Source organism: Paenimyroides aestuarii (genome assembly GCF_024628805.1).
Lineage (GTDB): Bacteria > Bacteroidota > Bacteroidia > Flavobacteriales > Flavobacteriaceae > Flavobacterium > Flavobacterium aestuarii_A.
In genome coordinates this window covers 839,442-866,240 of the sequence record NZ_CP102382.1, presented here as the reverse complement: position 1 = coordinate 866,240, position 26,799 = coordinate 839,442, and the positions used below count along the sequence as shown (strand labels likewise).

General features: G+C 35.3%; 30 protein-coding genes and 1 riboswitch. Of the genes, 21 read left to right on the top strand and 9 right to left on the bottom strand.

Annotated features, from left to right (window positions below):
* Positions 1–38: 38 nt before the first annotated feature.
* The 6 genes from NPX36_RS04250 to NPX36_RS04225 all read left to right on the top strand — a co-directional run bounded on the left by NPX36_RS04250 (position 39) and on the right by NPX36_RS04225 (position 4,513).
* On the top strand, positions 39–455 hold the full coding sequence (locus tag NPX36_RS04250) for a SufE family protein (protein WP_257500172.1): 417 nt from the start codon (positions 39–41) through the stop codon (positions 453–455).
* Positions 456–459: 4 nt separating this feature from the next.
* Complete coding sequence (locus tag NPX36_RS04245) at positions 460–783, top strand: iron-sulfur cluster assembly protein (RefSeq protein WP_257500723.1); 324 nt, start codon at positions 460–462, stop codon at positions 781–783.
* Positions 784–785: 2 nt separating this feature from the next.
* Positions 786–1,304, top strand: coding sequence for a DUF2480 family protein (locus NPX36_RS04240; protein WP_257500171.1), 519 nt, complete (start codon positions 786–788; stop codon positions 1,302–1,304).
* A 9-nt stretch (positions 1,305–1,313) separates the two neighbouring features.
* Entirely contained in the window at positions 1,314–2,159 is an 846-nt protein-coding gene (locus tag NPX36_RS04235; RefSeq protein ID WP_257500170.1) for a DUF3078 domain-containing protein, read from the top strand.
* Positions 2,160–2,242: 83 nt separating this feature from the next.
* The gene (locus tag NPX36_RS04230) at positions 2,243–4,060 is read left to right on the top strand and encodes a gliding motility-associated C-terminal domain-containing protein (RefSeq protein WP_257500169.1); all 1,818 of its coding nucleotides are present in this window, start codon (positions 2,243–2,245) and stop codon (positions 4,058–4,060) included.
* A gap of 24 nt (positions 4,061–4,084) precedes the next feature.
* Entirely contained in the window at positions 4,085–4,513 is a 429-nt protein-coding gene (locus NPX36_RS04225; RefSeq protein WP_257500168.1) for a hypothetical protein, read from the top strand.
* Positions 4,514–4,590: 77 nt separating this feature from the next.
* Here the strand turns inward: NPX36_RS04225 and hflX are convergent, their stop codons facing one another.
* Positions 4,591–5,817, bottom strand: coding sequence for a GTPase HflX (hflX, locus tag NPX36_RS04220; protein ID WP_257500167.1), 1,227 nt, complete (start codon positions 5,815–5,817; stop codon positions 4,591–4,593).
* 241 nt (positions 5,818–6,058) lie between these two features.
* Here hflX and NPX36_RS04215 point away from each other — a divergent pair, with 241 nt between their 5' ends.
* The 7 genes from NPX36_RS04215 (at position 6,059) to NPX36_RS04185 (ending at position 12,663) form a co-directional block, all read left to right on the top strand.
* Complete coding sequence (locus NPX36_RS04215; protein WP_257500166.1) at positions 6,059–6,985, top strand: PorP/SprF family type IX secretion system membrane protein; 927 nt, start codon at positions 6,059–6,061, stop codon at positions 6,983–6,985.
* A 16-nt stretch (positions 6,986–7,001) separates the two neighbouring features.
* Positions 7,002–8,912 carry an OmpA family protein gene (locus tag NPX36_RS04210; protein ID WP_257500165.1) on the top strand — a complete coding sequence of 637 codons (1,911 nt, stop codon included), beginning with the start codon at positions 7,002–7,004 and terminating at the stop codon, positions 8,910–8,912.
* Positions 8,913–9,026: 114 nt separating this feature from the next.
* Positions 9,027–10,271: a hypothetical protein gene (locus NPX36_RS04205; RefSeq protein WP_257500164.1), complete on the top strand. Its 1,245-nt coding sequence runs from the start codon at positions 9,027–9,029 to the stop codon at positions 10,269–10,271.
* A gap of 115 nt (positions 10,272–10,386) precedes the next feature.
* Entirely contained in the window at positions 10,387–10,731 is a 345-nt protein-coding gene (locus NPX36_RS04200) for a hypothetical protein (RefSeq protein ID WP_257500163.1), read from the top strand.
* Between the two features lie 58 nt (positions 10,732–10,789).
* The gene (locus NPX36_RS04195; protein ID WP_257500162.1) at positions 10,790–11,203 is read left to right on the top strand and encodes a DoxX family protein; all 414 of its coding nucleotides are present in this window, start codon (positions 10,790–10,792) and stop codon (positions 11,201–11,203) included.
* Between the two features lie 4 nt (positions 11,204–11,207).
* Positions 11,208–11,648: a hypothetical protein gene (locus NPX36_RS04190; protein WP_257500161.1), complete on the top strand. Its 441-nt coding sequence runs from the start codon at positions 11,208–11,210 to the stop codon at positions 11,646–11,648.
* 4 nt (positions 11,649–11,652) lie between these two features.
* Positions 11,653–12,663, top strand: coding sequence for a TQO small subunit DoxD (locus tag NPX36_RS04185; protein ID WP_257500160.1), 1,011 nt, complete (start codon positions 11,653–11,655; stop codon positions 12,661–12,663).
* Between the two features lie 47 nt (positions 12,664–12,710).
* On the opposite strand, the gene NPX36_RS04180 is transcribed toward NPX36_RS04185, so the two are convergent.
* Complete coding sequence (locus NPX36_RS04180; protein WP_257500159.1) at positions 12,711–13,220, bottom strand: acyl-CoA thioesterase; 510 nt, start codon at positions 13,218–13,220, stop codon at positions 12,711–12,713.
* 80 nt (positions 13,221–13,300) lie between these two features.
* Positions 13,301–14,230, bottom strand: a complete 930-nt coding sequence (locus NPX36_RS04175; RefSeq protein ID WP_257500158.1) for an HU domain-containing protein — start codon at positions 14,228–14,230, stop codon at positions 13,301–13,303.
* 163 nt (positions 14,231–14,393) lie between these two features.
* Here NPX36_RS04175 and dprA point away from each other — a divergent pair, with 163 nt between their 5' ends.
* Positions 14,394–15,506: a DNA-processing protein DprA gene (dprA, locus tag NPX36_RS04170; protein ID WP_257500157.1), complete on the top strand. Its 1,113-nt coding sequence runs from the start codon at positions 14,394–14,396 to the stop codon at positions 15,504–15,506.
* A gap of 59 nt (positions 15,507–15,565) precedes the next feature.
* Here the strand turns inward: dprA and trpS are convergent, their stop codons facing one another.
* Complete coding sequence (trpS, locus tag NPX36_RS04165; RefSeq protein ID WP_257500156.1) at positions 15,566–16,540, bottom strand: tryptophan--tRNA ligase; 975 nt, start codon at positions 16,538–16,540, stop codon at positions 15,566–15,568.
* 93 nt (positions 16,541–16,633) lie between these two features.
* Between trpS and NPX36_RS04160 the strand changes: the two genes are divergently transcribed.
* Both NPX36_RS04160 and NPX36_RS04155 read left to right on the top strand, forming a co-directional pair.
* On the top strand, positions 16,634–17,386 hold the full coding sequence (locus tag NPX36_RS04160) for a lysophospholipid acyltransferase family protein (protein WP_257500155.1): 753 nt from the start codon (positions 16,634–16,636) through the stop codon (positions 17,384–17,386).
* The gene (locus NPX36_RS04155; RefSeq protein ID WP_257500154.1) at positions 17,364–17,981 is read left to right on the top strand and encodes a murein L,D-transpeptidase catalytic domain family protein; all 618 of its coding nucleotides are present in this window, start codon (positions 17,364–17,366) and stop codon (positions 17,979–17,981) included. The genes NPX36_RS04160 and NPX36_RS04155 overlap by 23 nt, the downstream gene beginning before the upstream one ends.
* A 141-nt stretch (positions 17,982–18,122) precedes the next feature.
* Here the strand turns inward: NPX36_RS04155 and NPX36_RS04150 are convergent, their stop codons facing one another.
* The 5 genes from NPX36_RS04150 to recA all read right to left on the bottom strand — a co-directional run bounded on the left by NPX36_RS04150 (position 18,123) and on the right by recA (position 22,164).
* Entirely contained in the window at positions 18,123–18,641 is a 519-nt protein-coding gene (locus NPX36_RS04150; protein WP_257500153.1) for a hypothetical protein, read from the bottom strand.
* An 8-nt stretch (positions 18,642–18,649) separates the two neighbouring features.
* Complete coding sequence (locus NPX36_RS04145; protein WP_257500152.1) at positions 18,650–19,189, bottom strand: hypothetical protein; 540 nt, start codon at positions 19,187–19,189, stop codon at positions 18,650–18,652.
* A gap of 173 nt (positions 19,190–19,362) precedes the next feature.
* On the bottom strand, positions 19,363–20,370 hold the full coding sequence (locus NPX36_RS04140; RefSeq protein ID WP_257500151.1) for an acyl-CoA dehydrogenase family protein: 1,008 nt from the start codon (positions 20,368–20,370) through the stop codon (positions 19,363–19,365).
* Positions 20,363–20,953, bottom strand: coding sequence for a nicotinamide riboside transporter PnuC (gene pnuC, locus NPX36_RS04135; RefSeq protein WP_257500150.1), 591 nt, complete (start codon positions 20,951–20,953; stop codon positions 20,363–20,365). Before pnuC ends, NPX36_RS04140 begins: the two co-directional genes overlap by 8 nt.
* Positions 20,954–20,972: 19 nt before the next feature.
* Positions 20,973–21,079: riboswitch (TPP riboswitch) on the bottom strand.
* Between the two features lie 77 nt (positions 21,080–21,156).
* The gene (recA, locus tag NPX36_RS04130) at positions 21,157–22,164 is read right to left on the bottom strand and encodes a recombinase RecA (RefSeq protein WP_257500149.1); all 1,008 of its coding nucleotides are present in this window, start codon (positions 22,162–22,164) and stop codon (positions 21,157–21,159) included.
* Positions 22,165–22,299: 135 nt separating this feature from the next.
* Between recA and NPX36_RS04125 the strand changes: the two genes are divergently transcribed.
* The 5 genes from NPX36_RS04125 (at position 22,300) to NPX36_RS04105 (ending at position 26,734) form a co-directional block, all read left to right on the top strand.
* Positions 22,300–23,181, top strand: coding sequence for a L,D-transpeptidase (locus NPX36_RS04125; protein WP_257500148.1), 882 nt, complete (start codon positions 22,300–22,302; stop codon positions 23,179–23,181).
* A gap of 69 nt (positions 23,182–23,250) precedes the next feature.
* Complete coding sequence (locus NPX36_RS04120; RefSeq protein WP_257500147.1) at positions 23,251–24,312, top strand: L,D-transpeptidase; 1,062 nt, start codon at positions 23,251–23,253, stop codon at positions 24,310–24,312.
* A 41-nt stretch (positions 24,313–24,353) separates the two neighbouring features.
* On the top strand, positions 24,354–24,809 hold the full coding sequence (locus tag NPX36_RS04115; RefSeq protein ID WP_257500146.1) for a hypothetical protein: 456 nt from the start codon (positions 24,354–24,356) through the stop codon (positions 24,807–24,809).
* Between the two features lie 125 nt (positions 24,810–24,934).
* On the top strand, positions 24,935–26,302 hold the full coding sequence (gene trhO / locus NPX36_RS04110; protein ID WP_257500145.1) for an oxygen-dependent tRNA uridine(34) hydroxylase TrhO: 1,368 nt from the start codon (positions 24,935–24,937) through the stop codon (positions 26,300–26,302).
* 75 nt (positions 26,303–26,377) lie between these two features.
* Complete coding sequence (locus tag NPX36_RS04105; RefSeq protein ID WP_257500144.1) at positions 26,378–26,734, top strand: arsenate reductase family protein; 357 nt, start codon at positions 26,378–26,380, stop codon at positions 26,732–26,734.
* Positions 26,735–26,799 lie beyond the last annotated feature (65 nt).

Below are 26,799 nucleotides of genomic sequence, written 5' to 3'. Positions count from 1 at the left end.
AAACGTGAAACCTTAAACAAATCAAACCAAAAGCAAAAATGACAATTAAAGAAATACAAGAAGAAATAGTAGATGAATTTGCCCTCTTCGATGATTGGATGCAGCGATATGAATACATTATTGAATTGGGAAAATCACTGCCATTAATCAACGATCAATATAAAATAGAAGAAAATTTAATACGTGGATGCCAATCGCAAGTATGGTTGCACGCCGAAAAAAAAGACGATACCATTGTTTTTACTGCCGATAGCGATGCCATTCTTACCAAAGGAATCATTGCCATACTCATTAGGGTATTTTCAAACCAAAAAGCAGTTGATGTAATGAATGCCGACACATCGTTTATCGATGAAATTGGTTTAAAAGAACATTTATCGCCCACGCGTGCCAACGGTTTGGTATCAATGATAAAACAAATAAAATTATATGCAATCGCCCTTCAAGCCAACTAATATCATGGAAGAACAAATAGATATGAACGAATTAGGAGAAAATATCGTTCGCGTTTTAAAAACCATTTTCGACCCCGAAATACCTGTAGATATTTACGAATTAGGATTAATTTACGACGTGTTTGTAAACGAAAGTTACGAAGTAAAAATTCTAATGACACTAACATCTCCCAACTGTCCCGTGGCCGAAACCCTGCCTATGGAGGTAAAAGAAAAAGTAAGCTCTATTGACAAAGTGAAAGATGTGGAATTAGAATTAACTTTCGATCCGCCTTGGGACAAAGACATGATGAGCGAAGAAGCAAAACTAGAACTTGGAATGTTGTAAAAATGGAAGAAGAAATCATTAATAAAGTGGCACAAAGCAGCTTGGTGGTTTTTGATTTAGAAGATTACTTTCCTGCTGAAGAAGCTGTTGTTGTAGATATTTCGCAATGGCTGTATGAAGGTTTTGTTTTGAAAGAAAAAGAATTCAGAGCGGCTTTAAAAGAGGTTGATTTTACCGTGTATCAAAATAAATTGGTCGCACTCACTTGTAGTACCGATGCCATTTTACCCTCATGGGCATTTATGTTGGTATCCTCCTATCTACAACCATTTGCAAAACAAGTTAATCAAGGCTCGTTGACCGATTTATACCTCGCATTTTATCAAAACCTTATCAATACCATCGATTTTTCGGTTTATCAAGATCAACCCGTAATCATAAAAGGTTGTTCTAAAAAAGCCATTCCCGAAGAGGCATACGTGATGGCAACCCAAAAAATGATGCACCACGCACGATCAATCATGTTTGGCGAAGCGTGTTCGGCAGTGCCTATATATAAAAGAAAAAAAATAGAAAATTAGTTGAAAATTATGAAGAAAATTATTTTTGCGAGTTTTTTGCTTGCTTCACAAGTCTTTCAAGCCCAAGAAGCAGAGGTTAAAAAAGACACCTTGTGGACTAAAAAAGGAGTTATTGCCATTTTGGGCAGCCAGTCTAGTTTTTCACAATGGCAAGCCGGTGGTGCTAATAACGTAGCAATAAACGGATCTTTGAATTATGACATCAATTATAAAAAAGCTGATTGGGTTTGGGATAACAAATTCATTGCTTCGTACGGTATCAATAAAATCAGCGGACAAGATCAACAAAAAACCGACGACCGTTTAGAGATTAATTCCGTTTTGGGAAAAAAAGCAAAAGGCGAGTGGTACTACTCTGCGTTTACCAATTTCAAAACCCAATTTGATGTTGGTTTAAACCCAGATGATCAAACCGAACGAATATCGCACTTCATGTCGCCAGCATTTTGGCAAACAGGTTTAGGAATGTTGTGGAAGAAAAACGATAATTTTAAAGTAAATATTGCACCAGCAACTGCACGCTTTATTTTCGTACACAAACACTTTACCGACTTCAAAGAATCGTTTGGTGTGGAACAAGGAAAAAGCATGCGTTTTGAATTAGGTGCATCCGTAAATGCCTATTACAAAGTACAGCTCATGGAAAATTTCTCGGTAGAAAATATCCTTAATCTTTACAGTAATTATTTAGAAGATCCGCAAAATGTAGATATCGATTATCAATTAAATGCGGTTTTAAAAGTGAATAAGTATATTTCTACGAATTTAACCTTCCAAGCCCTTTATGATGACAACGCTTATAAAGGTTTTCAAACCCGCCATACATTAGGTGTAGGGTTAAATTATATGTTTTAATTTTTTTTTGTAAAAGTATTTTTCTAAATTTAACGAATTATTATATTAATTCAACCATTATGTTTAGAAAAATACTTTTCTTATTGCTTTTAACCTCTGCTACAGTAAGGGTATCAGCGCAGGATAACAGTGATCCAGGACCTACTTGTTTCGATGTATCAATTCGACCTGAAAATAATCCGTACTATTTAGAGAACAAAGATCAATATGTGGTATGTAAAGATCAGTTAGTTACTATTACCCCAACTATTGATGCTCCACTTAAAAGAACAAATCTGTATGAGGTAGAAGAGATTCCTTTTAATCCTTTTCCATATACAGGAACGGATATTCCATTTACAAATCTTGTAGATTATAGAGCAGATAGTGATATTGATTTGCCTTTTGATTTTTGCTACTTTGATGAAACTTGGAATAAAATTTCCGTACATTCTAATGGGTACTTATCATTTACCAACGGAACAAACCACAAAACACAATATCCTCAGGGAGGAAACACTCCTTCTTTTACACTTCCTGCTAATGCAGATGGTGTGACTAATACCATCATGTTTTGGAAGCATACGCATTGGATGACTGGAATGCAAGGTGCAATAAGATATGCAGTTTATGGAGAGGCGCCATGTAGAGTAGTTGTCATTACTTATTTTGAACAATTAGCATTTCAGTTAGATCCTAATGCATGCTTACCTGCTTTGATTCCTCCTCAAACTCACCAAATTGCTTTATATGAAACAACAAATTTTATTGATATAATAGTTACACAACACAATGGATGTCCGTTAACTAATGACGGAAATGCCATTTTAGGTATCAATAATGCAAATGGAACACAAGCTTATACGGCACCAAATAAAAATCTTGCTATTTATGATATTGTTCAACAGTCATGGAGGTTTAAACCGGCTGGAGAGCAATGGTATCGAATGGAATGGTTGGTAGATGGTGTGTTGCAAAGTAACCAAAATGCCCCTTTTGATGTGGTGATAGACAAAACTAAAATCATTACTGCTAAAATTATTCCTTTTGACTGTGATGGAGAGGATAAAGATGAAGATTTTGATAAATACGAAGTACGATTTAGACCTGCTATTGATCTGGATGAAATTGAATTGGATCGCTTAATTGTATGTGATAAAAATCAGAACACCTATAACTTGAATGAAATAGCACAAATGGTAAAAGATGGTCAGCCAAATGTGGATCCGGCAGAGTTAGATAAGCTTACCTTCTTGTATTATCCAACAGAAGATGATGCTATAAACAAAACAAATCGTATCACAAATCCTCGTGAATACCCAATTCAAATGGGTGAGAATGAATTATATGTGAGAGTAGAATCAGAAATTGCTAACTGTTTTGAAATTGCTAAAGCTTTAATAATAAAGGCGCCGGTTGAAGTTAAAACACCAGTTGATGTTAATAATTGTTTTGGATACGAACTACCTGTTTTAACAGATGATGAGTTTTACTATAAATTGGAACGACTTGATGAAGATGGTAACTTTGTAGTTAGTACATTACCACAACCTTCGGAAAAGCAAGTGATTGATGTGGTAGGGTATTACAGAGTTTCTATTAAAAAAACCAATGAATATGGATGTGAAGATGTTAAATCATTTATCTTGTTTGTAGAAAGCTGTAGTTTTCCTAAAGGAATTTCGCCAAACGGAGATGGTGCAAATGATTATTTAGATTTAACCTATAATAATGTACAAGAGTTGAAAATATACAACCGCTATGGAAAACTTGTATACGAGCATGGAAAAGGCTATAAAAGACAGTGGAGTGGTCAAGATTCTAGCGGTAAAATATTACCTTCAGGTACTTACTTTATGTATGTAAAAACAAAAGATAGTGAGTATCAAGATTGGATTCAATTAATGTATGAAGTGAAATAATTATAACAATTAATATTAATGAACATGAAAAATATAATATGTATTATCTTCTTAATTGTTTCGGCAAATGGTTTTGCGCAATCAGGAATTGCTAATGATCAATTGTTTTTAAAATATGAAGCAGCCTATCTAACATATCTAAACAATACTGATGCACAAGTGCTAAAAAAGTTAGATGATGATGAGTCTACTTTTTATAAAATGTTTATAAGTCCAAAGGCAATAAAAAGCTTTAAAAAACAAAAAAATCAGTCTAAGTGGTTGGAGAAAAACTTATCAAAGACACATTATAAATCTGTAATGGAAGCTCAAGAGGCATACAATGGCATTGTGACTGCTAAAAACAAGATGAATGATGACAGCAAGATATTTACTGAATTATTAGATGAACTTCTTAAAAAGTATGATTCTAAACTTATTTGGAAAACTTTAACAGAAAGAATGGACAAATAACCTTTGTTCCATTTTAATTACAAGTATAAAAGCCCGATAGTCAATTTCGGGCTTTTGTATTACTTTTTTATTACTGCTTACTCTTCATTAGCATCATTTTCGGTGTATTCCGGATAAAGAAAGTTATTATACGGAAAGCGGGTAATATGAATTTGCCTAACAGCTTCGTAAACCTTTTCGCGTAATTCTTCAAAATTTTCTTTTTCAGTAGCCGAAATAAATACAGTGTGTTCTTTACCTACTTTATTCATCCATGTTTTTTTCCATTCATCAATAGTGTAGTGCTTAGAGGTGCGCGCTATTATCAAGTCTTCTTCGTCAAAATATGCAGGTTTGTAAGCATCAATTTTGTTAAAAATCATAATTGTGGGCTTGTCATCGCTTTTGATATCTTTTAAAATTTGTTGTACCGATTCAATATGGTCTTCAAATTCAGGATGCGAAATGTCCACAACATGTAATAATAAATCTGCTTCGCGTACTTCATCTAAAGTAGATTTAAAAGATTCTACCAACTGAGTAGGTAATTTTCTAATAAACCCTACCGTATCTGAAAGTAAAAAAGGAAGGTTTTTTATAACCACTTTTCGAACAGTTGTATCCAAAGTTGCAAACAATTTGTTTTCAACAAACACTTCACTTTTTCCCATTGCGTTCATCAATGTAGATTTTCCTACATTGGTATATCCCACCAAGGCCACCCGAACCATAGCGCCGCGATTGCTGCGTTGCACAGCCATTTGGCGGTCAATAGTACGAATTTTTTCTTTCAGCAAAGCAATGCGGTCACGAACAATTCGGCGGTCGGTTTCAATTTCGGTTTCCCCCGGTCCGCGCATTCCAATACCTCCACGTTGGCGTTCCAAGTGGGTCCACATACCAGTTAATCGGGGTAACAAATATTGAAATTGTGCCAATTCTACTTGCGTCCTTGCGTAGGAAGTTTGTGCGCGTTGGGCAAAAATATCTAAGATTAAATTGGTACGATCTAAAACCTTACAATCTAATTGCCGCGATAAGTTTTTTTGCTGTGCCGGAGTTAATTCATCGTCAAAAATAACGGTGTCAATTTTGTGTTCCTTTGCAAAAAGCTCAATTTCTTCCAATTTTCCGGTTCCTACAAATGTTTTAGGATTGGGCTTATCCATTTTTTGAGTAAACCTTTTCACCACTTCTCCACCAGCAGTTTGGGTTAAGAATGCCAGTTCATCCAGATATTCCTGCAATTTATCTTCAGATTGATTTTGGGTAATAATGCCCACCAATACTGCTTTTTCATAATTAATCTCTTCTTTTTCTAACATTTTTTTATTTTTTGTAGTCTATATAATGCAAATTTATTAAAATAGCAGGTAAGAAACATGCCTAAAATTGGGCGAAGATTGTTTTTTTATAAATATTCAAAAAAATATTGATTATATTAAATTAATATTGTTATTTTAGTAATTTCTTAACAACGGCTGTTTAGGAAGAAATAATTGGCAATTATTATGCTACAAAAAATTAAAACTTATCTTTGTAATATTGAAATATAAATTTGTCCTTATGAAAATAAATAAGAGTATTGTTGCAGTAGTTTGTATTTTACTGGGGAGCTTAAAAGGTTTTGCCCAACAAGATCCTCATTATACGCAGTATATGTACAATCAAAGTATATTAAACCCTGCGTATGCAGGTATAAATGAATATATGTCAACCGGGGTGTTATACAGGTCACAATGGCTGGGTATGAACGACGCTCCTAAAACAGCAACCGCTTTTGTGCATACACCGGTTGCAAAAAATTTAGGTGTTGGTTTATCATTTATTAATGATAATATCGGTCCCGTAAGCGAAAATAATGTGTATGCTGATGTTTCTTATACCATCCGTTTAGGACAAGGTCATAGTTTGGCTTTGGGGGTTAAAGGAGGTGTTACTATGCAAAACATTGGCTTGTTTAGCGATATTAATAGTACATTACCTGAAAAAAGTGATATTGTTTTTGCAGAAGACAGTAGCGCTACTAATTTCAATGTGGGTGCAGGTTTGTTTTATTTTACAAATAAGTACTATGTTGGTTTTAGTATGCCTAACTTTTTGCAAAATACTTTTGTTGAAAAAAATAACAGAAAATTTGGTACCGATGTGGCGCACATGTTCTTAACAGGTGGATATGTATTTGATTTGAACAGAGAATGGAAACTAAAACCATCAACCATGTTAAAAATGGCTGTGGAATCTCCGGTTTCGGCAGATCTTTCTGTGAACGCTTTATACGATGAAAAATTAGAGTTTGGTGTAAGTTACCGTTTGCAAGATTCATTTGGAGCTATGGTAAATTATAGAGTTACACCAAAATTAAGAGTAGGTTATGCATACGATTATGTTACTTCAGCGCTAAATTATTCAACAAGCGGATCACACGAAGTTTTCATTTTGTTTGATATTTTCTACAAGAAAAAAGTATCTAGTTCACCACGTTTCTTCTAATATGCAAATATAAATCATGAGAAAAATTTACTTATCACTTCTATTAATAGGTTCCTTATACACTGCACAAGCTCAAAATACGGCTTTCATCAGTACACCTCAAGAACGCTTAAAACACGCCGATGAGTTGTTTAAACGTTACGAGTTTACAGATGCTGTAGAACATTACAAAAAATTAGTGCGCGGAGAAAAAACCGATAGTTATGTAGTTTTGCAATTAGCAGAAAGCTATTACCACTTGTTCAATACCGTTGAATCTGCAAAGTGGTACGCAAAAGCTGTAGAACTAAACCCTAATCAAGAACCTGAAATTTATTTCAGATATGCACAAATGCTTAAGGCAAGTGGACGTTATGATGTTTCAAACAAAATAATGAAGAAATTTGCCGATTTAAAACCAGAAGATTCGCGTGCTATCGATTTTCTTAAAGACCCGGATTATATCCCCGCTTTAAGAAGCCAAGAAGCGTTGTTTACTTTTGAAGACAGCCGAATGAATCACTCGCAGTTTTCTGATTTTGGAGGTATTTTAACAGCAGATAACATCTTATATTTTGCGTCTGCACGAGATGAATCTAAAAAGAAATACGGCTGGAACAACCAACCATACCTGAATGTTTATGCAGCCACTTACATCGCCGATGAAGAAAAGTTTAAAGACATTAAGCCGGTTGATGAATTAAATACAAAACATCACGACGGACCCACTACTATTACCGCAGATGGTCAAACAATGTTTTTTGCTACGGAAAGTTTCCGTGGAGGAAAATATGAAAAAGACAAAAAAAACCGTTTGAAAAAAGGTAAAGTTAGTGTATATCGTGCAAAATACAACGGAAAACGTTGGACAGATGTAGAGCCTGTACCTTTCAACTCTGCAAATTATATGGTGAGTAATCCGGCTGTAACGCCTGATGGAAAAACCCTTTACTTTGCTTCAGATATGCCCGGATCAGTGGGTGATATGGATATTTGGAGAGTAGCTTTAAACGACGATGGAACCTACGGAACTCCTGAAAACTTGGGAGCAATTGTAAATACAGAAGGTCGTGAATCGTTTCCTTTTATCTCTGAAGACGGAAAGCTTATCTTTGCTTCAGATGCTCATAAAGGCTTCGGTGGATTGGATTTGTATATGTATGATTTAACAGATCCAAATGCATCAGTACGCAACATTGGTGACCCAATTAATACCGCAAAAGACGATTTCCATTTGTCGTATTATCCTGAAAAAGGAATTGGTTTCTTATCAACCAACCGTGTGGGACGCGATGATATCTATAAAGTACGCCCAGTGTGTGTTACTGAAATGGTAATCACTGTGAAAGACCAAAAAACTGGTGCTATTCTAAAAAATGCAGAAGTAGCTATTTTAGATTATGACAGTAACATCATCGAAACTAAATATACCGATGCGTATGGTATTGTACGATACGATACCGATTGTAACAAGGTTTTTGCTTTGCAAGTTGGGGCAGAAGGTTATGAAAGCAAAGACGTGGAACTTCAAAAATGGGGTAATGGTAAATATCCAATCGATGTGGAACTACGACCTATTGAAATGATTGTTATTCCAGAGAAAATATTATTAGGAGACATTTATTTTGAGTTCGATAAATCGAATATTACCCAACAAGGGGCTTTTGAATTGAATAAGTTGGTTCAGGTTTTACAAAGAAATCCAGGAATGATGATTAAGATTGAATCGCACACCGATAACAAAGGAAGCGATGTATACAACTTAAAATTATCAGACGAACGTGCTCGTTCAACCAGACAATATGTGATTTCTAAAGGAATAAATCCTGCCCGCTTAGAAGCTCGTGGATACGGTGAAAGCCAACCAAAAGTTGATTGCGGTGCCGACTGTACACCAGAGCAAGATGCAATGAACCGCCGTTCAGAATTCCTTATCATAAAAAAATAAATGTTATCAATTATAATGTTAAAAGACCTCATTTTTTGAGGTCTTTTTCTATTAAGTGAATTTTGGCACAGTACTTGTTATTTTATAAGTGTAATAAAACTAAAAACAATAAAAATGAAAATATTTAGATTCGCATTAATAGCAACAGCCATGCTAACCGCAAGTGTTAGTAATGCGCAATACAACAGTGGTAATGCAACTGTTGTTGCTCAGAATTATGATATTTCTGATAATCTAGATTTGCAGGCAGTAGCATCTATTTTTGGCGAATCTAGAGATTTAGAAGATTTTGAGCGTAGATTGAATGATCCGTCTGCACAAATATCCAACCTTGATTTAAACAATGATAATTATGTGGATTATTTGCGTGTGGTGGAAGTAGGAGAAAGCGATGTGCGTGTGATTGTAATTCAAGCAGTTTTAGGACAAGACCAATTTCAGGATGTAGCAACGATTGAAATGGAACGTCAACGAAACAGAACCGTTCAAGTGCAAATTGTAGGTAATTCCTATTTATATGGACCAAATTATATTTATGAGCCGTTTTTCTATTCGCCTCCTGTATTTTTTGATATGTTCTGGTTGCCTACTTATCGCCCTTATTTTTCACCATGGTATTGGGGATATTATCCAACCTATTTTTCATATTGGAGACCAATGCCGGTGTTTAGATACCACAGACACATATATTCACATATCGACCGAAGAAACAGATATTCTTATACCGATAACCGCCGTTTAGTTCGTGCAGACCGTATGGCTAGTGGTGTGAGAGGGAATTCATTAGAGCGTCAAAGTCCGAACAGATCTTTTGCAAGCCGTAATGAAAACATAACCAATCGCAGAGCATTAGAATCAACCAGAACTTCAAGAGTAAATTCATTGAGTAATGGATCTAATTTAAGAAGCGCAAACCGAAGCGAAGGTATTGGTAGATCGCAAAGTTTTAACCGCAGCAATACAAATACGAGCCGTTCTGCTGTGCAGTCTGGTAGAGAAAGAGTTTCAAGCGAAGCATTTTCGCGTGGTAGAGCAACAAGCAGTTCGAGTCGTACAGAAAGAGTTCGTGTGCAGAACAACAACTTTGAAAGTGGAAGACTTAATTCTTCATCCATTAGGAGGGAAGCAGCTCCAGCACGTTCAAGAATAGAACGTTCCTCACGCATCTCTTCACAACCAAGCAGAACTTTTAACCAATCTAGCTCAAGCAGAAGTTCGGCTCCAACCATGCGTAGCTCGTCACCAACTATGAGTCGTTCGTCGGCTCCATCAATGAGCAGAAGCAGTGGTTCAATGAGTAGAAGTGGCGGCGGCGGAAGAAGTTCATCAGGTGGTGGAATGACCCGAGGAGGTAGATAATCATAAAATTATTCAAAAACAAAAGAGTGTGCTTTTCAGTACACTCTTTTCGTTTTTAAAGCTAAATAAAACTAAAAATCATTAAATAGTTGCGTGTTTTCAATATATTTGTGAAATGCAAATCTTTAATAACACACATCGCAAAATAATTTTATTGCTGTTGGCACTGCTTATAGTTGTGCCTTGTTCTGTTAAGAAAGATTTTAAAATTTCTATGCAAATTGGGCATTCTCAGCACCATAAAACTGAAAATATTCGAATTGCATGTGCTTCGTTTGTTAGTTTAAAAGAACAAAGTGAAGCGAAAACTACTTTAAACCGGACAGTACCTAAATTACCTCTTAATTCAGGAGGTGCAATTCACCGTTTTTGCACTACAACTGTCATTGCTTTTGAGGTATATAATCAACAAAAGGAAAAAGTTCCTTCATACCTTCTTTTAGAGAGATTTCTAATATGATTAATCGGAATATGCCAGTCTATTAAAGACACGTTTCGTTTAATTAAATATAGAAATTATGAATAAATCCTTACAAGTGAGTAGTTTATCTGTTCTAATTCTTCGTTTGTGCCTAAGCGGTATTTTTGTTTCAGCGGGCATTTCACATCTATTAAAACCTGAAGTAGTAATTCAGCGCATTCTTGATGCTTCATATAACTCTTTTGCATTATTTTTTGGACACTTACATCTATTAGTTATTTTATCGGGAGTATTAATGCTGATTGGTGGTATTGTCTTGCTATTTGGTTGGGCTAGCCGATGGTTTTCTTTGATGTTGTTAATTATTCTTATCCCAATAACAATAACTATCCAAATGGGAAATGGGTTCTTTTATGGCCCTTTGTGGAAAAATATAGCATTGATTGGTGCTCTTCTTTTCTTTATTCAGAACAATCCTAAAATTACAGTATTTACTCAAATTAAATTATAAAAACATGAAATCTTACATATTTTTAATTGTATCACTAATCAGTTTTACAACACAAATCGCTTATGCGCAAACCTCTAAAAACATAAAGCAAACAGAAGAATCCATCAAGAAAAAGGGAAAGTATGCTTTGCTGGTAATGAAAAAGCAACATTTAAAAGCAGCTGTTGAAACAGGTGCGGAGTTTAAAGCAAAAAGCAGCAAAATCAGTTTTGAAATTGTTATTTGTGGCTCGCTAGTAAAAGAAATTTCGGAAGATAAAGAATTGCAAAGATTGGTTATAAAAGCGGTAAAAGAGCAGCAACTGCACCTTTTAATTTGTGGTTTGTCTGTTAAGCAGTTTCAAGTTAATAGTACGCTTTTGCCCAAAGAAGTGCCAATAACCACGAATGGACTTATTTATATTTTCGGATTGCAAGAACAAGGTTTTAAAACCATAATACTTTAAAAAAATGAACTCATTTAAAAATAATAATTTAGATAATAACGCAGGTTTGTTTACACTTACTTTACGATTAGTTGTTGGTTGGACCTATTTTTCTGCTTTTTGGCGACGTTTAATTTTAGAAAATAAATTAACAATTGATGAAGCGGGATATATTGGAGAAAAATTCAATCACTTTTTACCAAACGCTTTAGGTATTAAACCTCTTATTGAATATTTGGTAACAAATCCGGAACAATTGCACACCGCAATGGTTGCTTTTACAGTGATAGAAGCGATAGTAGGACTTTTCATTATGTTGGGATTGTTTACCAGACTAATGAGTATTGGTGTTTTTGGCCTAGCAATGGGTATCTTATTGGGTTCGGGCTGGCTGGGTACCACCTGTTTAGACGAATGGCAAATCGGAGTGTTGGGAATTGCAACCGGATTTACATTGTTTTTTACGGGTAGCGGTGTTTTTTCATTAGATAATTATTTTATCAGAACCCAAAAAAGTTTTACAAAAAAGCAATGGTTTTTATGGCTGGGTTCGGGTGCTTTTACTAAAATGAATTTAAAAGCAGTTGTTTTAGTGGGATCATTATTTATTTTTGGAATCACTTTATTTACAAACCAATATTTTCATGGAGGCGTTTTTGGCAAATTACATAATAAATCGGTGAAACCTAAAATTGAAATTACAGCCATTAAGCACGAGCAATCTTTACTAACTTTCGATATTTTTCGTGTGGAAGGTGCAGATGTTTATGGGTCTTTTTTAATTGGTATTGAAATATTGGATAAAGAAAATAAAGTTTTAAAATCGTGGACTATGGAACAACTTGCTAATTATCCCGCAGAAAATATACATAATTACTATGTTGCCAAAATAAAGACGGGTGCACATAGTTTAGTAGTTCCTTTAGGTGCAAAAGCAAGAATTTCATTAAATATTAAAGATATAGATATACCTGAAAAAAGTAGGTTAAAACTTATTGATATAAGTGGAATTGAATGGCAGCAGCCAATAAAATAGTTAAAAAAAGCAAATAAAACATCTGTTCTATTTGCTTTTTAATTTTTTTAGCTGAATAAAGCTTTTAATTCGGTGGCTTCGCTGGGTTGCATTTTGCCTGCTAAAACCAAGCTTAATTGCTTGCGGCGAAGGGCAGCATCGAATCGGCTTTTTTCCTCATCGGTTTCAGGGGTAATTGCGGGTATTTCAATCGGAGTTCCCATTTCATCAACAGCAACAAAAGTGTAAATAGCTTCATTTGCTTTTTGGCGGTTGCCCGATTCGCGGTCTTCTATCCATACATCAAGAAAAATTTCCATAGATGTCCTAAAAGTACGCGATACTTTTGCCTCTACGGTTACCACACTTCCCAATGGAATACTTTTGTTAAAAGCCACATTGTTCACTGATGCGGTTACGCAAACGCGGCGCGAATGTCTGCGGGCTGTGATGCTGGCTGCGCGATCCATTCGGGCTAATAATTCGCCTCCAAAAAGGTTGTTCAAAGGGTTGGTTTCCCCCGGCAGCACAATATCTGTTAATATCGTTATAGAATCTTTAGGTGTTTTGGGTTGCATATTCGTAATTTTTTACAAAAGTAGCAGAATTAAATCATATCAAAATAAAAAAAAGACCAATGCGGTCTTTTTTTCTGTATTTAGTTTTCAATAAAAATCCAAGCGTCTTTATTTACTTTTTCGTGTATTACTCGCAATTCTTGCTGTGCTTCTTCTTGCGTTGCATAGCTGTTGTAAACCACCGGTCGCATGTTGTGTTTGGACGTGGATAAATATTTTGCATGGGCATAACCTTTTGCTTTTAACTCATTGGTTAAAATTTGAGCTTTGGCTTCGGTTTTGAAAGCGCCAGCAACAATATGAAAAGGTTTTTGTTCTATTTTTGAAGTAACTTCGGCAACTTTTTCTTTAATAATTTGCGGTGTTTCAATAACAAAAGTGGCTTGTTGCAGTTTTTGTTCGATTTGCGACTGCACTTCTTTTTCTACTGCCAATTTTTTGCCTTGATACACTTCGTATTCCTGATAGGTAGATACAGAACTGTATAAACCAATCACAGCTGCCACAGCTGCTGCATAGCGCATCCACTGTAAACGTGGTTTATTTGCTGTAGCTTTTAAAGCCACAACTTTTGTATTGGTTTGTTCATCTTTCGTTAAAGCATTCGCCACAACCGCAGATAAACCAAAAGAGGATGTAAGGTAATTGGTAGATCCAACGGGTTCAAACTGCAATTTTTGTTCGCTGTTTAAAGAAAGCTCACCAATATTTTTTAGGTAAATAATTTGTTTTTCATTCAAGGCATTTTTCCAGCTGTTTACTTGCTCATAAATCAAAGCTACCGCCTGATTAAACGAAATATTTTCTTCTAAAGCAATATGGTTTGCCAATAATCCATCGTTTTGTTGTAACAAACTGTTAAACAAAATGGTTTTTTTGGGTGGAACAAATGCATGCGTGGTTTCATTGTATCTTGCAGATACTGCTTCGGTAATAAAAGCACCAAAACCAGGTACCGTTACGCATTGGTAGCGGTATAATAATGCGGAAATATGTTTTTCGATCATCATAAAGCAAAAGTAAAAAATCAAATACAGTTTAAAGAAAATTATTCACAAATGTTATCAACAATTTTTGTCTGTTGTTGATAACATTTTCAGTTGCCTTGATTTAAGTGTTTTTCAAAATTAAAAAATGATTTATATTTATAAAAGAATGATAATCAAAAAGTAAATGAACAAGGAAACGTTAACGGCTTATTTGAAACTATTGGCGTGTGATGGGATTGGGGTGCTGCACGCGCGGAAAATACTTGATGCCTTTAAAAATGCAGAAGCTGTTTTTAATGAAGAACAGCATCATTTTTTTGCCGATGGAAAACTTTCCAACACTATCGAAAAGGCGGTGAAAGCATTCAATAAACAGGAAATAGTGGAAGAAGAACTGCGTTTTATCGAAAAAAAAGGTATTGAATGTGTCGGGATTTTAGATGATGCGTATCCTGCATTGTTAAAAGAATGTTCCGATGCACCTATTCTGCTGTTTTATAAAGGTGATTTGTCATTGTTGCATAATCGTTGTTTGGCTGTTGTAGGCACTCGTAAAATATCAGCCTACGGAAAAGAAATTACCACAAAGTTGATGGAGCATTTGGAGCCTTACAAACCCACAATTGTAAGTGGAATGGCTTATGGTGTTGATATTGCGGCATACCATGAAGCCCGAAAGTTAAACCTGAATATGGTAGGAATTATGGGTACAAGTTTTAAAAAATTGTATCCAAGTGTGCACAAAAAATATTATGATGATTTATTTACAAACGGATTAATCATTTCTGAATATGCAGGTTTTAACACATTGGTTCCCGAATTATTCACTCGAAGAAATAGGATCATTGCCGGTTTGTGTAATGCAACCGTGGTGGTTGAAAGTGCAGAAACAGGCGGGTCGCTTTCAACGGCCTATTTTGCCAATGATTATGCGCGCGAAGTGTATGCAATTCCCGGAAAAATAACCGATGCGTTTAGCAAAGGATGTTTGCGATTGATTCATGAAAACCGAGCACAAATTCTTTATAATTTTGACCACTTAATTACCGATTTAAATTGGAATACAACAGATGAACCCAAGAAACAAGCGGAAGTTAAAAAACAAATCAACTTAAATGATTTTACCGATTTGCAGCAAACTATTCTAAAAATTTTGCAAAACGAAGCCTTACATATTGATGAATTGGCGTTGCAAACCCAATTGTCAATGCCGGTTTTAAATGCTGAATTAATGATGCTGGAACTAAACGGAATTGTTGTGGGTTTGCCAGGGAAAATGTTTAAAGTGAAAGAATAATAAACAACTCTGCCAATGTTTTAAACTTTGGCAGAGGTTTATAAGCTATAATAAAAATCTTAAAAAGAATACCCCAACTTCTCACGAACTCGGTTCAATGTTCCGTTAGCAACAACAGCGGCTTTTGCAGCGCCTTCTGTCAAGAAACGATCAACCTCTTCCAAGTTGTTCATGTAATAGGTATATTTTTCGCGTATGTCTTTAAATTTTTCGCAAATCAATTCAAACAAAGCTTGTTTTGCGTGTCCGTAACCGTAGTTTCCACCTAAATAATTGGCACGCATTTGTTCAGTTTGTTCAGGTGTTGCCAATAATTTGTAAATAGCAAACACGTTGCACGTATCTGGATTTTTAGGTTCTTCTAACGGAGTAGCATCGGTAACAATTGCCATAATTTGTTTGCGCAATTTTTTATCGTCTTCAAAAATATTGATGAAATTGTTGCGAGATTTACTCATTTTTTCGCCATCTGTTCCAGGAACAGTCATGATTTCTTCGGAAATTTTTGCAGTGGGCAACACAAATGTTTCACCCATTTGGTTGTTAAATCGCGATGCCACATCACGCGTTATTTCCAAATGCTGTAATTGGTCTTTACCAACCGGTACAAATTCGGCATCATACAATAAAATATCAGCAGCCATAAGCATTGGGTAAGTAAACAATCCGGCGTTTACATTTTCCAAATAACTCGATTTATCTTTAAAAGAATGCGCCAACGTTAAACGCTGAAACGGAAAAAAACAGCTTAAGTACCAAGTAAGCTCACAAGTTTGTGGCACGCTTGATTGCTTGTAGAAGGTAACACGATTGGTGTTTAATCCACACGCAAGCCAAGTTGCAGCCACACTATAGGTGTTTTCTTTCAATGTTTTTGCGTCTTTAATCTGTGTAGCCGAATGCAAATCGGCGATAAATAAAAACGTTTCATTTTCAGGACTATTTGCCATTTCAATAGCTGGCAAAATGGCTCCTAAAAGATTTCCAAGGTGTGGGGTTCCGGTACTTTGAACTCCTGTTAATACTTTTGCCATTATTTAAAATTAAATTTTTACAAATTTAAAAGTTTATAACGTTAGTTGTTAAAATTATTTATTTATTAATTTGCATTGTCTAACAAAAAACACATGGATTTTTTAAAAAAAGCAGTTTGGTTTTTCTGGAAACTTTGGTTTTACCTCATCATACTGATCGTAATCGTGGTGCTTTCGCCCTTTTTAATTGTTTCGTTATCAACCGATAAATTCTATCGATTCTTTTTCTTTTTGGCTCGAATTTGGGCGTTTGCAGTCTTTTACGGAACAGGTTTTAGAAAATCAATCGTTACCAAACAGCCATTCGATCCCAATAAAAGTTATATGCTTACGGCAAACCACACGTCGATGATGGATATTATGCTGATGTTGATTTTGGTAAAAAATCCGTTTGTGTTCGTGGGGAAGAAAGAATTGGCAAAATTGCCCATTTTTGGATATTTCTATAAAAAAGCCTGTATTTTGGTTGACAGATCAAGTGCTGTGAGCCGACAGAGAACCATGATTATGGCGGCGCAAAAGTTGGCAAGCGGTTTAAGCGTTTGTATTTTTCCCGAAGGTGGTGTTCCAAACGACGAATCAGTTGTTTTAGATGATTTTAAAGACGGCGCTTTTCGTTTGGCAATCGATTTTGAAATTCCGGTAGTTCCCATGACCTTCATCGGATTAAAAAAGATGTTTCCTTTTCGGTTTTTTGCCGGACATCCCGGAAATGTGTTGGTTTACCAGCATCCGTTTGTTGCCACGAAAGGATTAACCCAGCGCGATAAACCCGAATTAAAAGATCAAGTACGCGAATTGATTTTAAAACCTTTATTAAAACATGAAAAAAATAATCATTCGTAGCTTAATAGCAATTTTTTTATTGGTTGCAGCTGCTTTGTTGATACTTAAATTCGTTCGTCCGCAACATGAAATATCGCAAGATTCTAAAGACCGATTTGCTGAAAACATTCAAATTTCTAAAACGTTTTTAAGCCATAACCCTGAGTTTAATCAAGATATTGTTTTATTGGCAGATATGGCTATTAAAAGCCGCTACAACCGTTTTTTTGTGTACGATGTAAAGAACAACCGTGTTTTGCACAAAGGTTTGGTGGCGCATGGAAAAGGATCGAATACCGGAACCTACGGCGAACTGCAATTTAGCAATGTGGAAGGCAGTAATATGACATCGTTAGGAAATTATAAAGTTGGAGCAAGTTATGTGGGCCGATTTGGAAAATCGTACAAACTGCATGGTTTAGATCCAACTAATGACCAAGCATTTGCACGTTACGTGGTACTACATACCTATACGTTTATGCCGCACGAAGAACATTTAGTACCTATTATAAATAGCGAAGGCTGCCCAATGGTAAGCCAAGAAACCTTTAAAATTCTTGAAAATATTATTGATAACAGCAAAAAACCTATTTTGTTAAGGATTTATTATAAGTAACACTGTTTTTCATATAGAACTTGATTCAGGACGAACAAGAAGAGATAAACTGTGTAAAGTTTTCTATGTAGACACAAAGTCAGGAGACTTCGCGTAGTGGGGACTGCGCGTAGCGGGTTAACATTTAAGTTGCCCCTTTTTTTAGTATGTTATTAAAGATTTAGTAGCCTCACAGGGATTACTTTTCACTGTTTCTTCATCAACACAAAGTATTGTTTCACGGCAACTAAACAGCATCGAATTAGTTTCTTTATCAATTCCAAAGAATCTTGCAAAACAATTTTTATCCCCTTCACAGATAAAAATTCTAATTCCATATTTATTATCAATAAAAAGTTTATCATCAATTTTTTTAAGAGCAATTACTAAATCTTTGTTCATATTAGATTTCATACTAATATAATAATAGTTTGCTCCTTCGTAATATTCCTTTTGAATAGTCATATAATTAAAATATTTTTTTTTGTCTGAAAAATGATAATTCATTGTTTCAATAAAATCTTTTTCATTAACGACTATTTTTTGAGTTTCATTTTCAATTTTTCCAATTTCTAATTTATCAATATAAAGTAATTTTTCTTCATATTGTTGGGAAAATGATTGTTGAGAAAATGAATTAAAAAAAACAAGTACGAATATGATGACAAATAATTTTTTCATGCAATTAATTATAAAAATTGATTAAAGGTGTATTCAGAAGTTGTTGAAGAGTTTTTTTCACAATCTCTAGTAGCACCGAAAGGAAGTGAACAACTAGAACAATAACAGTTTGAACCATCATCATTAGCCATAGATTGACAACCTGGTGATGAAGCACAAGCTTTACTTTTACATGAGCAAGTTTTTCCTCCAATTTCAAATATTCCACCACCTTTGTAAGTTAAATTGATTTTAATATTTTGTTCCCCATTTGTACTAATTGTTCGTAGAAAGAACGCACGAGAATCTGTTTCTTCAATTGTAAAATCTGTAAATTCCATTGCAGCTTCAATGTCAAGAGCAGTGCGCCAGTAATTAACTAATTGATGAGGTGTCAGCTGATGAAATTCATTAGTATCTGCATCAGTAAATCCAATTACATTGTTAAAAGCAATATCATAATCTATCTCTGCAAAAGATTTAGATTGTAGATTGGTCTCATTAACAACAGAATCTTCAGTTGTAACTTCGTCTTTCTCACAAGAAACTGCAAAAATTGATAAAAACATTAAAAGTCCTACCGAACTTAATAATAAATAAATTCATCTTTTCATTTTGAAAATGTTTAAATAATTAATATTTATAAAAATAATATTTTTTTGTTAAAAAGCAATACTATTATAAAAATAATAATAAATTTTATTTTACGTTTGTAATACAAATCCAGTCAGTAGCAATATAATTAAGAACACACTCTTCTAAAATTCGCATGCTGTGTAGCGGTAAAATAATCGCAAAATATTTGCTGAATAGGTTCGTTGGTGTGCGATGCTTTGATGCCTAACTGAAAATACAAATCTAAAATTCTGTGCGATAGATTGGCAACTAATGTTTCGCCAAACTGATGAATTTCGGTTTGAACTTCGGTTGTTATTTTCTGCTGGTTTTCTAAAAGTGTTTCCATTTTATTGGCAAATAAATAGGTTTTGTTTTCTTCTGAAGAAAGATCGTTTCTAAAAGCTGTTAAATCTAACTGCGGTCTTATTTTTTCAGCTTCATCTAAAAAATGTGCAGCCATTCCCAAATAATTTACCAACAAGGTTAAATCGGCAAAAATGCGAAACGGAATGCGATCTAAAACTGCATCGGTATAAAATTCATTGTAAATAAAACTGTGATGGACATCAACCAAAACGTTATCAACCGTAAACGAAAACGTTCCGGTAGCCTGCATTCCCATTGCATTCCAATCGGCAATGATTTCCGCTTGATCTTTCGGAATGATAAAAGATCGAACCAATTCTTTACCATTTTCGTCTAAAACAGGTTGGTCGTTTTCTGTAACCACTGCGTTCAACGTAAAATGACTCAAATGTGGTGCGCCGGTAGCAAATGTCCATCTGCCATTAATCAAATAAAAATCGTTCAGTTTTTCGGCAGTTCCGCCAATAGCTCCGCTTCCGCCAAAGCATGTAAAATTATCTTTAAAAAGTTCTTTCGCAATATCCGGTTTCAGGTTGCGCGAAAAATAATTGGCACCTGCACACAATGTAACCATCCAGCCCAGACTTCCATCGATAAAAGCCAATGATTTTAAAAGTTTTAATCCGTTGATAAAGCTTAAACCTAAACCGCCATACCTCTTTGGAACCCAAATTTGCAGCCAACGTTCATTATAAATGTGCTCCATCACATCAGCAGGAATTTCTTTGGCTTCCAATAGTTTTTGTTGAATTTTGAAACTATCCATTGTTTTGCTGCTTTAAAATTTTGTACCAATTCATGTATCCAAAAATGGCAACCACAAACAAAAAAGCGGTTAATGTGGCATACAAATACAGTTCTTTGTGGATGAAAAGCGGCACGGCAAGAAAGTTGCTCATATTTAGCAGCACCCAATTTTCTATTTTGCGTTTCGCCATAAGCCACATTCCCGCCCAAGCAAAAGCGGTAACCAAAGAATCCCAAAGCGGCACATCGCTGTTGGTGTAATTGGTTAAAAAAATATAGAAAATTAAAAAAGCAGCAACTACGATGCCTATTGCTTTGTATTTCTCTGTGGTTGTGGTAAACGAAATGGGTGTTTCAGTTTGTTTTTTGCCAAATTTCCAGAACAGCCAACCGTAAACGCTCATTACCAGATAGTAAAAATCCAGCGTAAACTCAGCATAAAGCTTGGCGTTGAACTTAACAAACATCGCCAAAATAATACCGGCAATTCCAAAAAGATAATTGTGAATGTTGTTCCGTTGTGCTAACAACACTTGCACTACTGCAAAAAAAACGCCTAGCCATTCTAGCCAAGAGGTTTTTGATAAAATTTCCTGCATCATATAAATAAATTAAATGATGAGATGATAAAGTTACAATCCCTACGCCGGCATTATCCGGATCAGGTGCAGAACAAAGTTCATGGGTATCATCTCAGCCAATCGTAATCGGCACCCCATTGTTTGTTCAAAATTGATGATTTTTTCTGGATTGGAAAAGGATTTGATAAAAAATTCCCTTTCCGTATTGGAAAGGGAGATTTTTGTTAAGCATTTTGCTGTTCTTTAATATGTTGTTTAATGCGGTCTTCTAATTCTTCCTGAAGTTCCGGATTATCTTTAATGAGACCTTTCACCGCATCGCGACCCTGACCTAATTTGGTATCGCCATAGCTAAACCATGATCCTGACTTTTTAACGATTTCAAAATCAACAGCTAAATCTAAAATTTCACCTGTTTTTGATATTCCTTCGCCATACATGATGTCAAATTCAGCGGTGCGGAACGGTGGTGCCACTTTGTTTTTGATGATTTTAACCTTAGTACGGTTCCCCATTACGTTGTCGCCGTCTTTAATTTGGGTTGATTTGCGAATATCTAAACGAACCGATGCGTAGAACTTCAATGCGTTACCTCCTGTGGTGGTTTCTGGGTTTCCAAACATCACCCCAATTTTTTCGCGCAATTGGTTAATAAAAAACACCGTACAATTTGTTTTGGAAATAGTAGCGGTTAACTTTCGTAAGGCTTGCGACATTAAACGTGCGTGTAGTCCCATTTTAGAATCGCCCATCTCGCCTTCAATTTCGCTTTTTGGTGTCAATGCAGCAACCGAGTCAATGACTACTAAATCAATTGCTCCTGAACGAATTAGGTTTTCGGCAATTTCCAACGCTTGTTCCCCATTGTCGGGTTGAGAAATAATCAAATTATCAATATCTACCCCCAATTTCTGCGCATAAAAACGATCAAAAGCATGTTCAGCATCAATAAAAGCGGCAATTCCACCAGCTTTTTGTGCTTCTGCAATGGCATGTAATGTTAAAGTGGTTTTACCAGACGATTCAGGCCCGTAGATTTCAATGATTCTTCCACGCGGATACCCCATTACTCCCAGAGCTAAATCCAACCCTAACGAACCCGATGGAATAGCATCTACCTCTTCCACTGCACTATCGCCCAATTTCATTACGGTACCCTTGCCGTATGTTTTGTCTAATTTATCTAATGTTAATTGTAAAGCCTTTAATTTTGCTTCTTTATCTGCACTCATAATTTATTTCTTTTCTAAGGTAAAAATACCTTTTTTTATTGAATAATTAAATATAAAATCTTTTTTAAAACGCAATAAATATTTTGATGAACCAAAAACCTTTCGTACCTTAATTTATCAAAACAACATATTGCTATGAGAAATTTAATTTTAATGATGGGATTGTGTTCCATCGCGTTTTACAGTTGCAAAGATACAACTGATTCACGACAAAAAATGTCGTCTGAAAAAAAATTAGAACGAAAGTATGAAAAAGCACAATCATACACTTATACGAATTGGGTGCTGAAAAGCAGCGATTCGGTTCGCAAAGTTTTCAAAGAAAAATTCACTTCCGAACAGCTTGCAACTATTGTGGCGCTGAACCGAGTTGATAAAAGCACTTTTACTTCGGTTGACACCTTGTTGATTCCCGATCAGTTTGATGATGATTTTTTGGCATATGCTCCTTTTCCTTATACATTAAATAGTGCGAAAGAAATATCTAAATTAGCCATATTTTCCTATCCCATTCAAGCGTACGGTTTGTACGAAAATGGCGAATTGGTAAAATGGGGGCCATCAAGTATGGGTTCTAAAGAGCATGCAACTCCCACAGGTTTGTATTTCTGTAATTGGAAAGGTGAAGAAGTGATCAGCACGTTTGATGACGAATGGGTTTTGCGCTGGAACTTTAATATTGAAAACGAAGAAGGAATTGGCTGGCATCAATATTCCATGCCTGGTTATCCGGCATCGCACTCTTGTTTGCGTTTGTTAGAAGCCGATGCGAAATGGATGTATGATTGGGCAGACGAATGGATTTTGGCTGATAAAGAAACTGTAAAAGCAAAAGGTACACCTGTAATTATTTATGGAAGCTATGATTTTGAAGGAAGAAAACCTTGGTTAGATTTAGCAAAAAACAGTCATGCCAATGATATTTCTGCCGAAACGTTGAACGAAATTGTGAAAAAACATCAAACCAATATCCTAAAAGAACAGAAAAATAGGGCTGCTGTAACGAATGCTAAATAATTTATTCCGAATTCATTAACCAATTATTTTAACAAACGGTTTTTTTATTATTTTCGTAAAAAATTTGGAATGAAAAAAATCATTGTTGTATTGTCGCTAACATTGTTTTTGGCAAGTTGTAAAAAAGAAGTTGAAACCGATACGGTAGAGTTTGAAGAAGACACCACCGCGGTTGATCGTTCTATGGAAAATCAAATTGATTCTATAGCCATAAAAAGGAATGATTCCATTGAAATGGCTAAAAAAGATTCCATTGCAGCCGTAAAAAAAGCAGCAATAGAGGAAAGTAAAAAATCAAATAAATTCAGTGTTTTTAAGGGCGATGCGTATAGTTATTGGCCCATAAAACCAAGCGATTCACTGCGTAAACTTTTTTACAATACTTTTACGAAAGAACAGCAATACACCATTGCTGCGCTGAATCGTATCGATACGGATCATATCAAGACCCGCGACACACTTATTGTGCCCAACGAGTTTAAAACAGCGTTTATAGATTACAGCCCTTTTCCACGCAAATTGACCAATATAACTGAAGTTCCTAAAATAATCATTTTTTCGTACCCCATTCAAGCCTATGGTGTGTATGAAAATGGAAATTTGGTGAAATGGGGACCAACCAACATGGGTAAGAAAGCATCGCAAACACCTAGAGGATTGTTTTTTACCAACTGGAAAGGACGCAAAGTTCGCAGTACTGTTGATGATGAATGGATTTTAAATTGGAACTTCAACATCAGCAACCACGGCGGTGTGGGCTGGCATCAATATGCTTTGCCAGGATATCCCGCTTCGCATTCGTGTTTGCGATTGTTAGATGCCGATGCCCAGTGGTTGTACAATTGGGCAGACCAATGGGTGTTAACAGAAGACCGAAACACAGTAAAGGTAAAAGGAACACCAGTAATTGTTTATGGCGATTACAAGTTTGGCGTGAAAGGTATTTGGCACCAATTAGTGGAAAATCCGTCGATAACAACCCTTTCGAAAAGTGAGTTAGAAGCCATTATTGAACCTTATTTGGCTGAAATTTTTAATCAGCAAACCATTCGCGAAGCCTATAACGAAGCAAAATTAAACAACAAGCCTAAAGAAGATAGTTTGAAAATTGTGAAAGATAGTATGAAATAATTCATTATATTTACACTTATAACATTGTAAATAAGTGAATTATGAAAAAATATACTTTTTTGTATCAATTGGTCGTAGTGCTTTTCACAGCATGTTCATTAGTTTCTTGCCGGTATTTAGATGATGCGGTTACAACACCAATTACATCAAATTGCGATAAAAATGCAATCTTAGACCCTACACAATTCACAAATGTTACAACCACGAATTACAGCATTACCAATGTGGTTTTAAACGGCGATTGTTTAGAGGTTACTGTATCATCGAGTGGATGCAACCCTGACAATTGGCAAATGGATTTGATTGGCGCAGCAAGTTTAACCAATATTTATCCACCGATGTTTCATGCTAAAGTAAAATTAATTAATAACGAAGCATGCCAAGCAGTTTTTCAAAAAACACATTCTTTTGACTTAACCCCTTTTCAAATGAATAACCAAAATACCATTCAAATAAATATAGAAGGTTGGAACGGGAATGTTGTTTATCAATACTAAAAAATTAAAAATTCTATGATTTTCGTCATTTGAACTTTAAAAATTAAAATCATAACTTTGCAGCCAGATTCTTCCATTTAGAGTCTGGTTTTTTTATTCTATTTGATCACTTAATTGTTTATAGCATGCAACTGTACAACACCTTAAGCGCTGAACAACGCGCACAATTAATCGAAGAAGCGGGACAAAACCGTATCACACTTTCTTTTTATCAATACGCAAAAATCGCAGATCCCCAACAATTTAGAAATGAACTGTTTTTGGCTTGGTCAAAATTAGATGCTTTGGGCAGAACATATGTGGCACATGAAGGGATTAATGCGCAGATGAGTATTCCTGCTGAAAATTTGGAAGCGTTCAGAGAAACTTTGGAAGCGTATGATTTTATGAAAGGAATTCGGTTGAATGTGGCGGTGGAACAAGACGATTTATCGTTTTTAAAACTAACGGTAAAAGTGCGCAATAAGATTGTTGCCGATGGATTGGACGATGCTACTTTTGATGTTACCAATAAAGGAGTGCATCTAAATGCCAAAGAATTCAACGAAATGTTGAACGATCCCGATGTGGTTTTGGTAGATTTCCGTAACCATTACGAAAGCGAAGTGGGTCATTTTACAGGAGCTATAACGCCTGATGTGGATACTTTTCGCGAATCATTGCCTATTATAAACGAACAGTTACAAAATCATAAACAAAATAAAAAATTATTAATGTATTGTACCGGCGGCATCCGTTGTGAAAAAGCCAGTGCATACTTTAAACATCAGGGTTTTGAAAACGTGTATCAATTAGAAGGCGGTATCATAGAATACACACGCCAAGTAAAAGCCGAAGGTTTAGAAAGTAAATTTATTGGGAAAAACTTTGTGTTTGATCACCGTTTGGGCGAACGTATTACGAACGATATCATTGCGAATTGCCATCAATGCGGTAAACCTTGCGACACCCATGTGAATTGTGCCAATGAAGCATGTCATTTGCTGTTTATTCAGTGCGATGAGTGCCACAGCAAAATGCACGGATGTTGTTCCGATGCATGTTTAGATATCATACAATTACCCGTAGAAGAACAAAAACGCCTGCGAAAAGGACAGCAAAAAGGTAATTTAATCTTTAAAAAAGGAAAATCGCCTGCCTTAAAATTTAAGAAAGAACGCAATGTTTTTGAAGAAGTAGTTCCTGTAAAAGTAGCAACCGTAACCGAAATTCGCAAAAAGAAACACGAGCGAAAAATTTTAGTAGGTCAAGGCGAACATTTCTTTACAAAGGCTTCGGTAGCACAATTTACCATCACAAACAATGAAGTAAAAGTAGGAGATGAGGTGTTAATTGTGGGGCCATCAACCGGAGAAGAGCGAATGGTTTTAACTGCTTTTAAAGTGAATGGTACAGAAGCCAAAGTTGCACAAGCAGGTGATAAAATAACCTTTGTGGTTCCGTTCCGCATTCGTTTATCTGATCGATTGTATTTGATCAAAAAAGAAAATTAATCAAATTTCATAAAAATATTCTAAAGCAAGTTGGTAAATTACGAACTTGCTTTTTTTAATAAAATGATTTTAAGGATGAAAAAAATCTATTACCTAAAAACCTGCGATACCTGTAAGCGTATCTTACAACAAATTGATAACATACAAGCATTTCAATTACAAGATATTAAAGAAGAATTTGTAACAGAGAAGCAACTCGAAGAAATGTATAAACTTACAGGCAATTACGAAACTTTGTTTAGCAAGCGCGCAAAACTTTACAAAGAGATGGGGTTAAAAGATAAAAACCTTACCGAAACCGATTTTAAACGATACCTTCTAGAGCATTATACCTTTTTGGCACGGCCGGTGATTATTTATGAACAGCAAATATTTGTAGGAAATAATAAAAAAACAATCGATGCAATGCTTCAAAAAGTAAACAACAGTTAAGCATTTTTACGCTGCTGAAACTGGCTTTTTTCATATAGCGCATATATGGTATTTTGATGAAACAG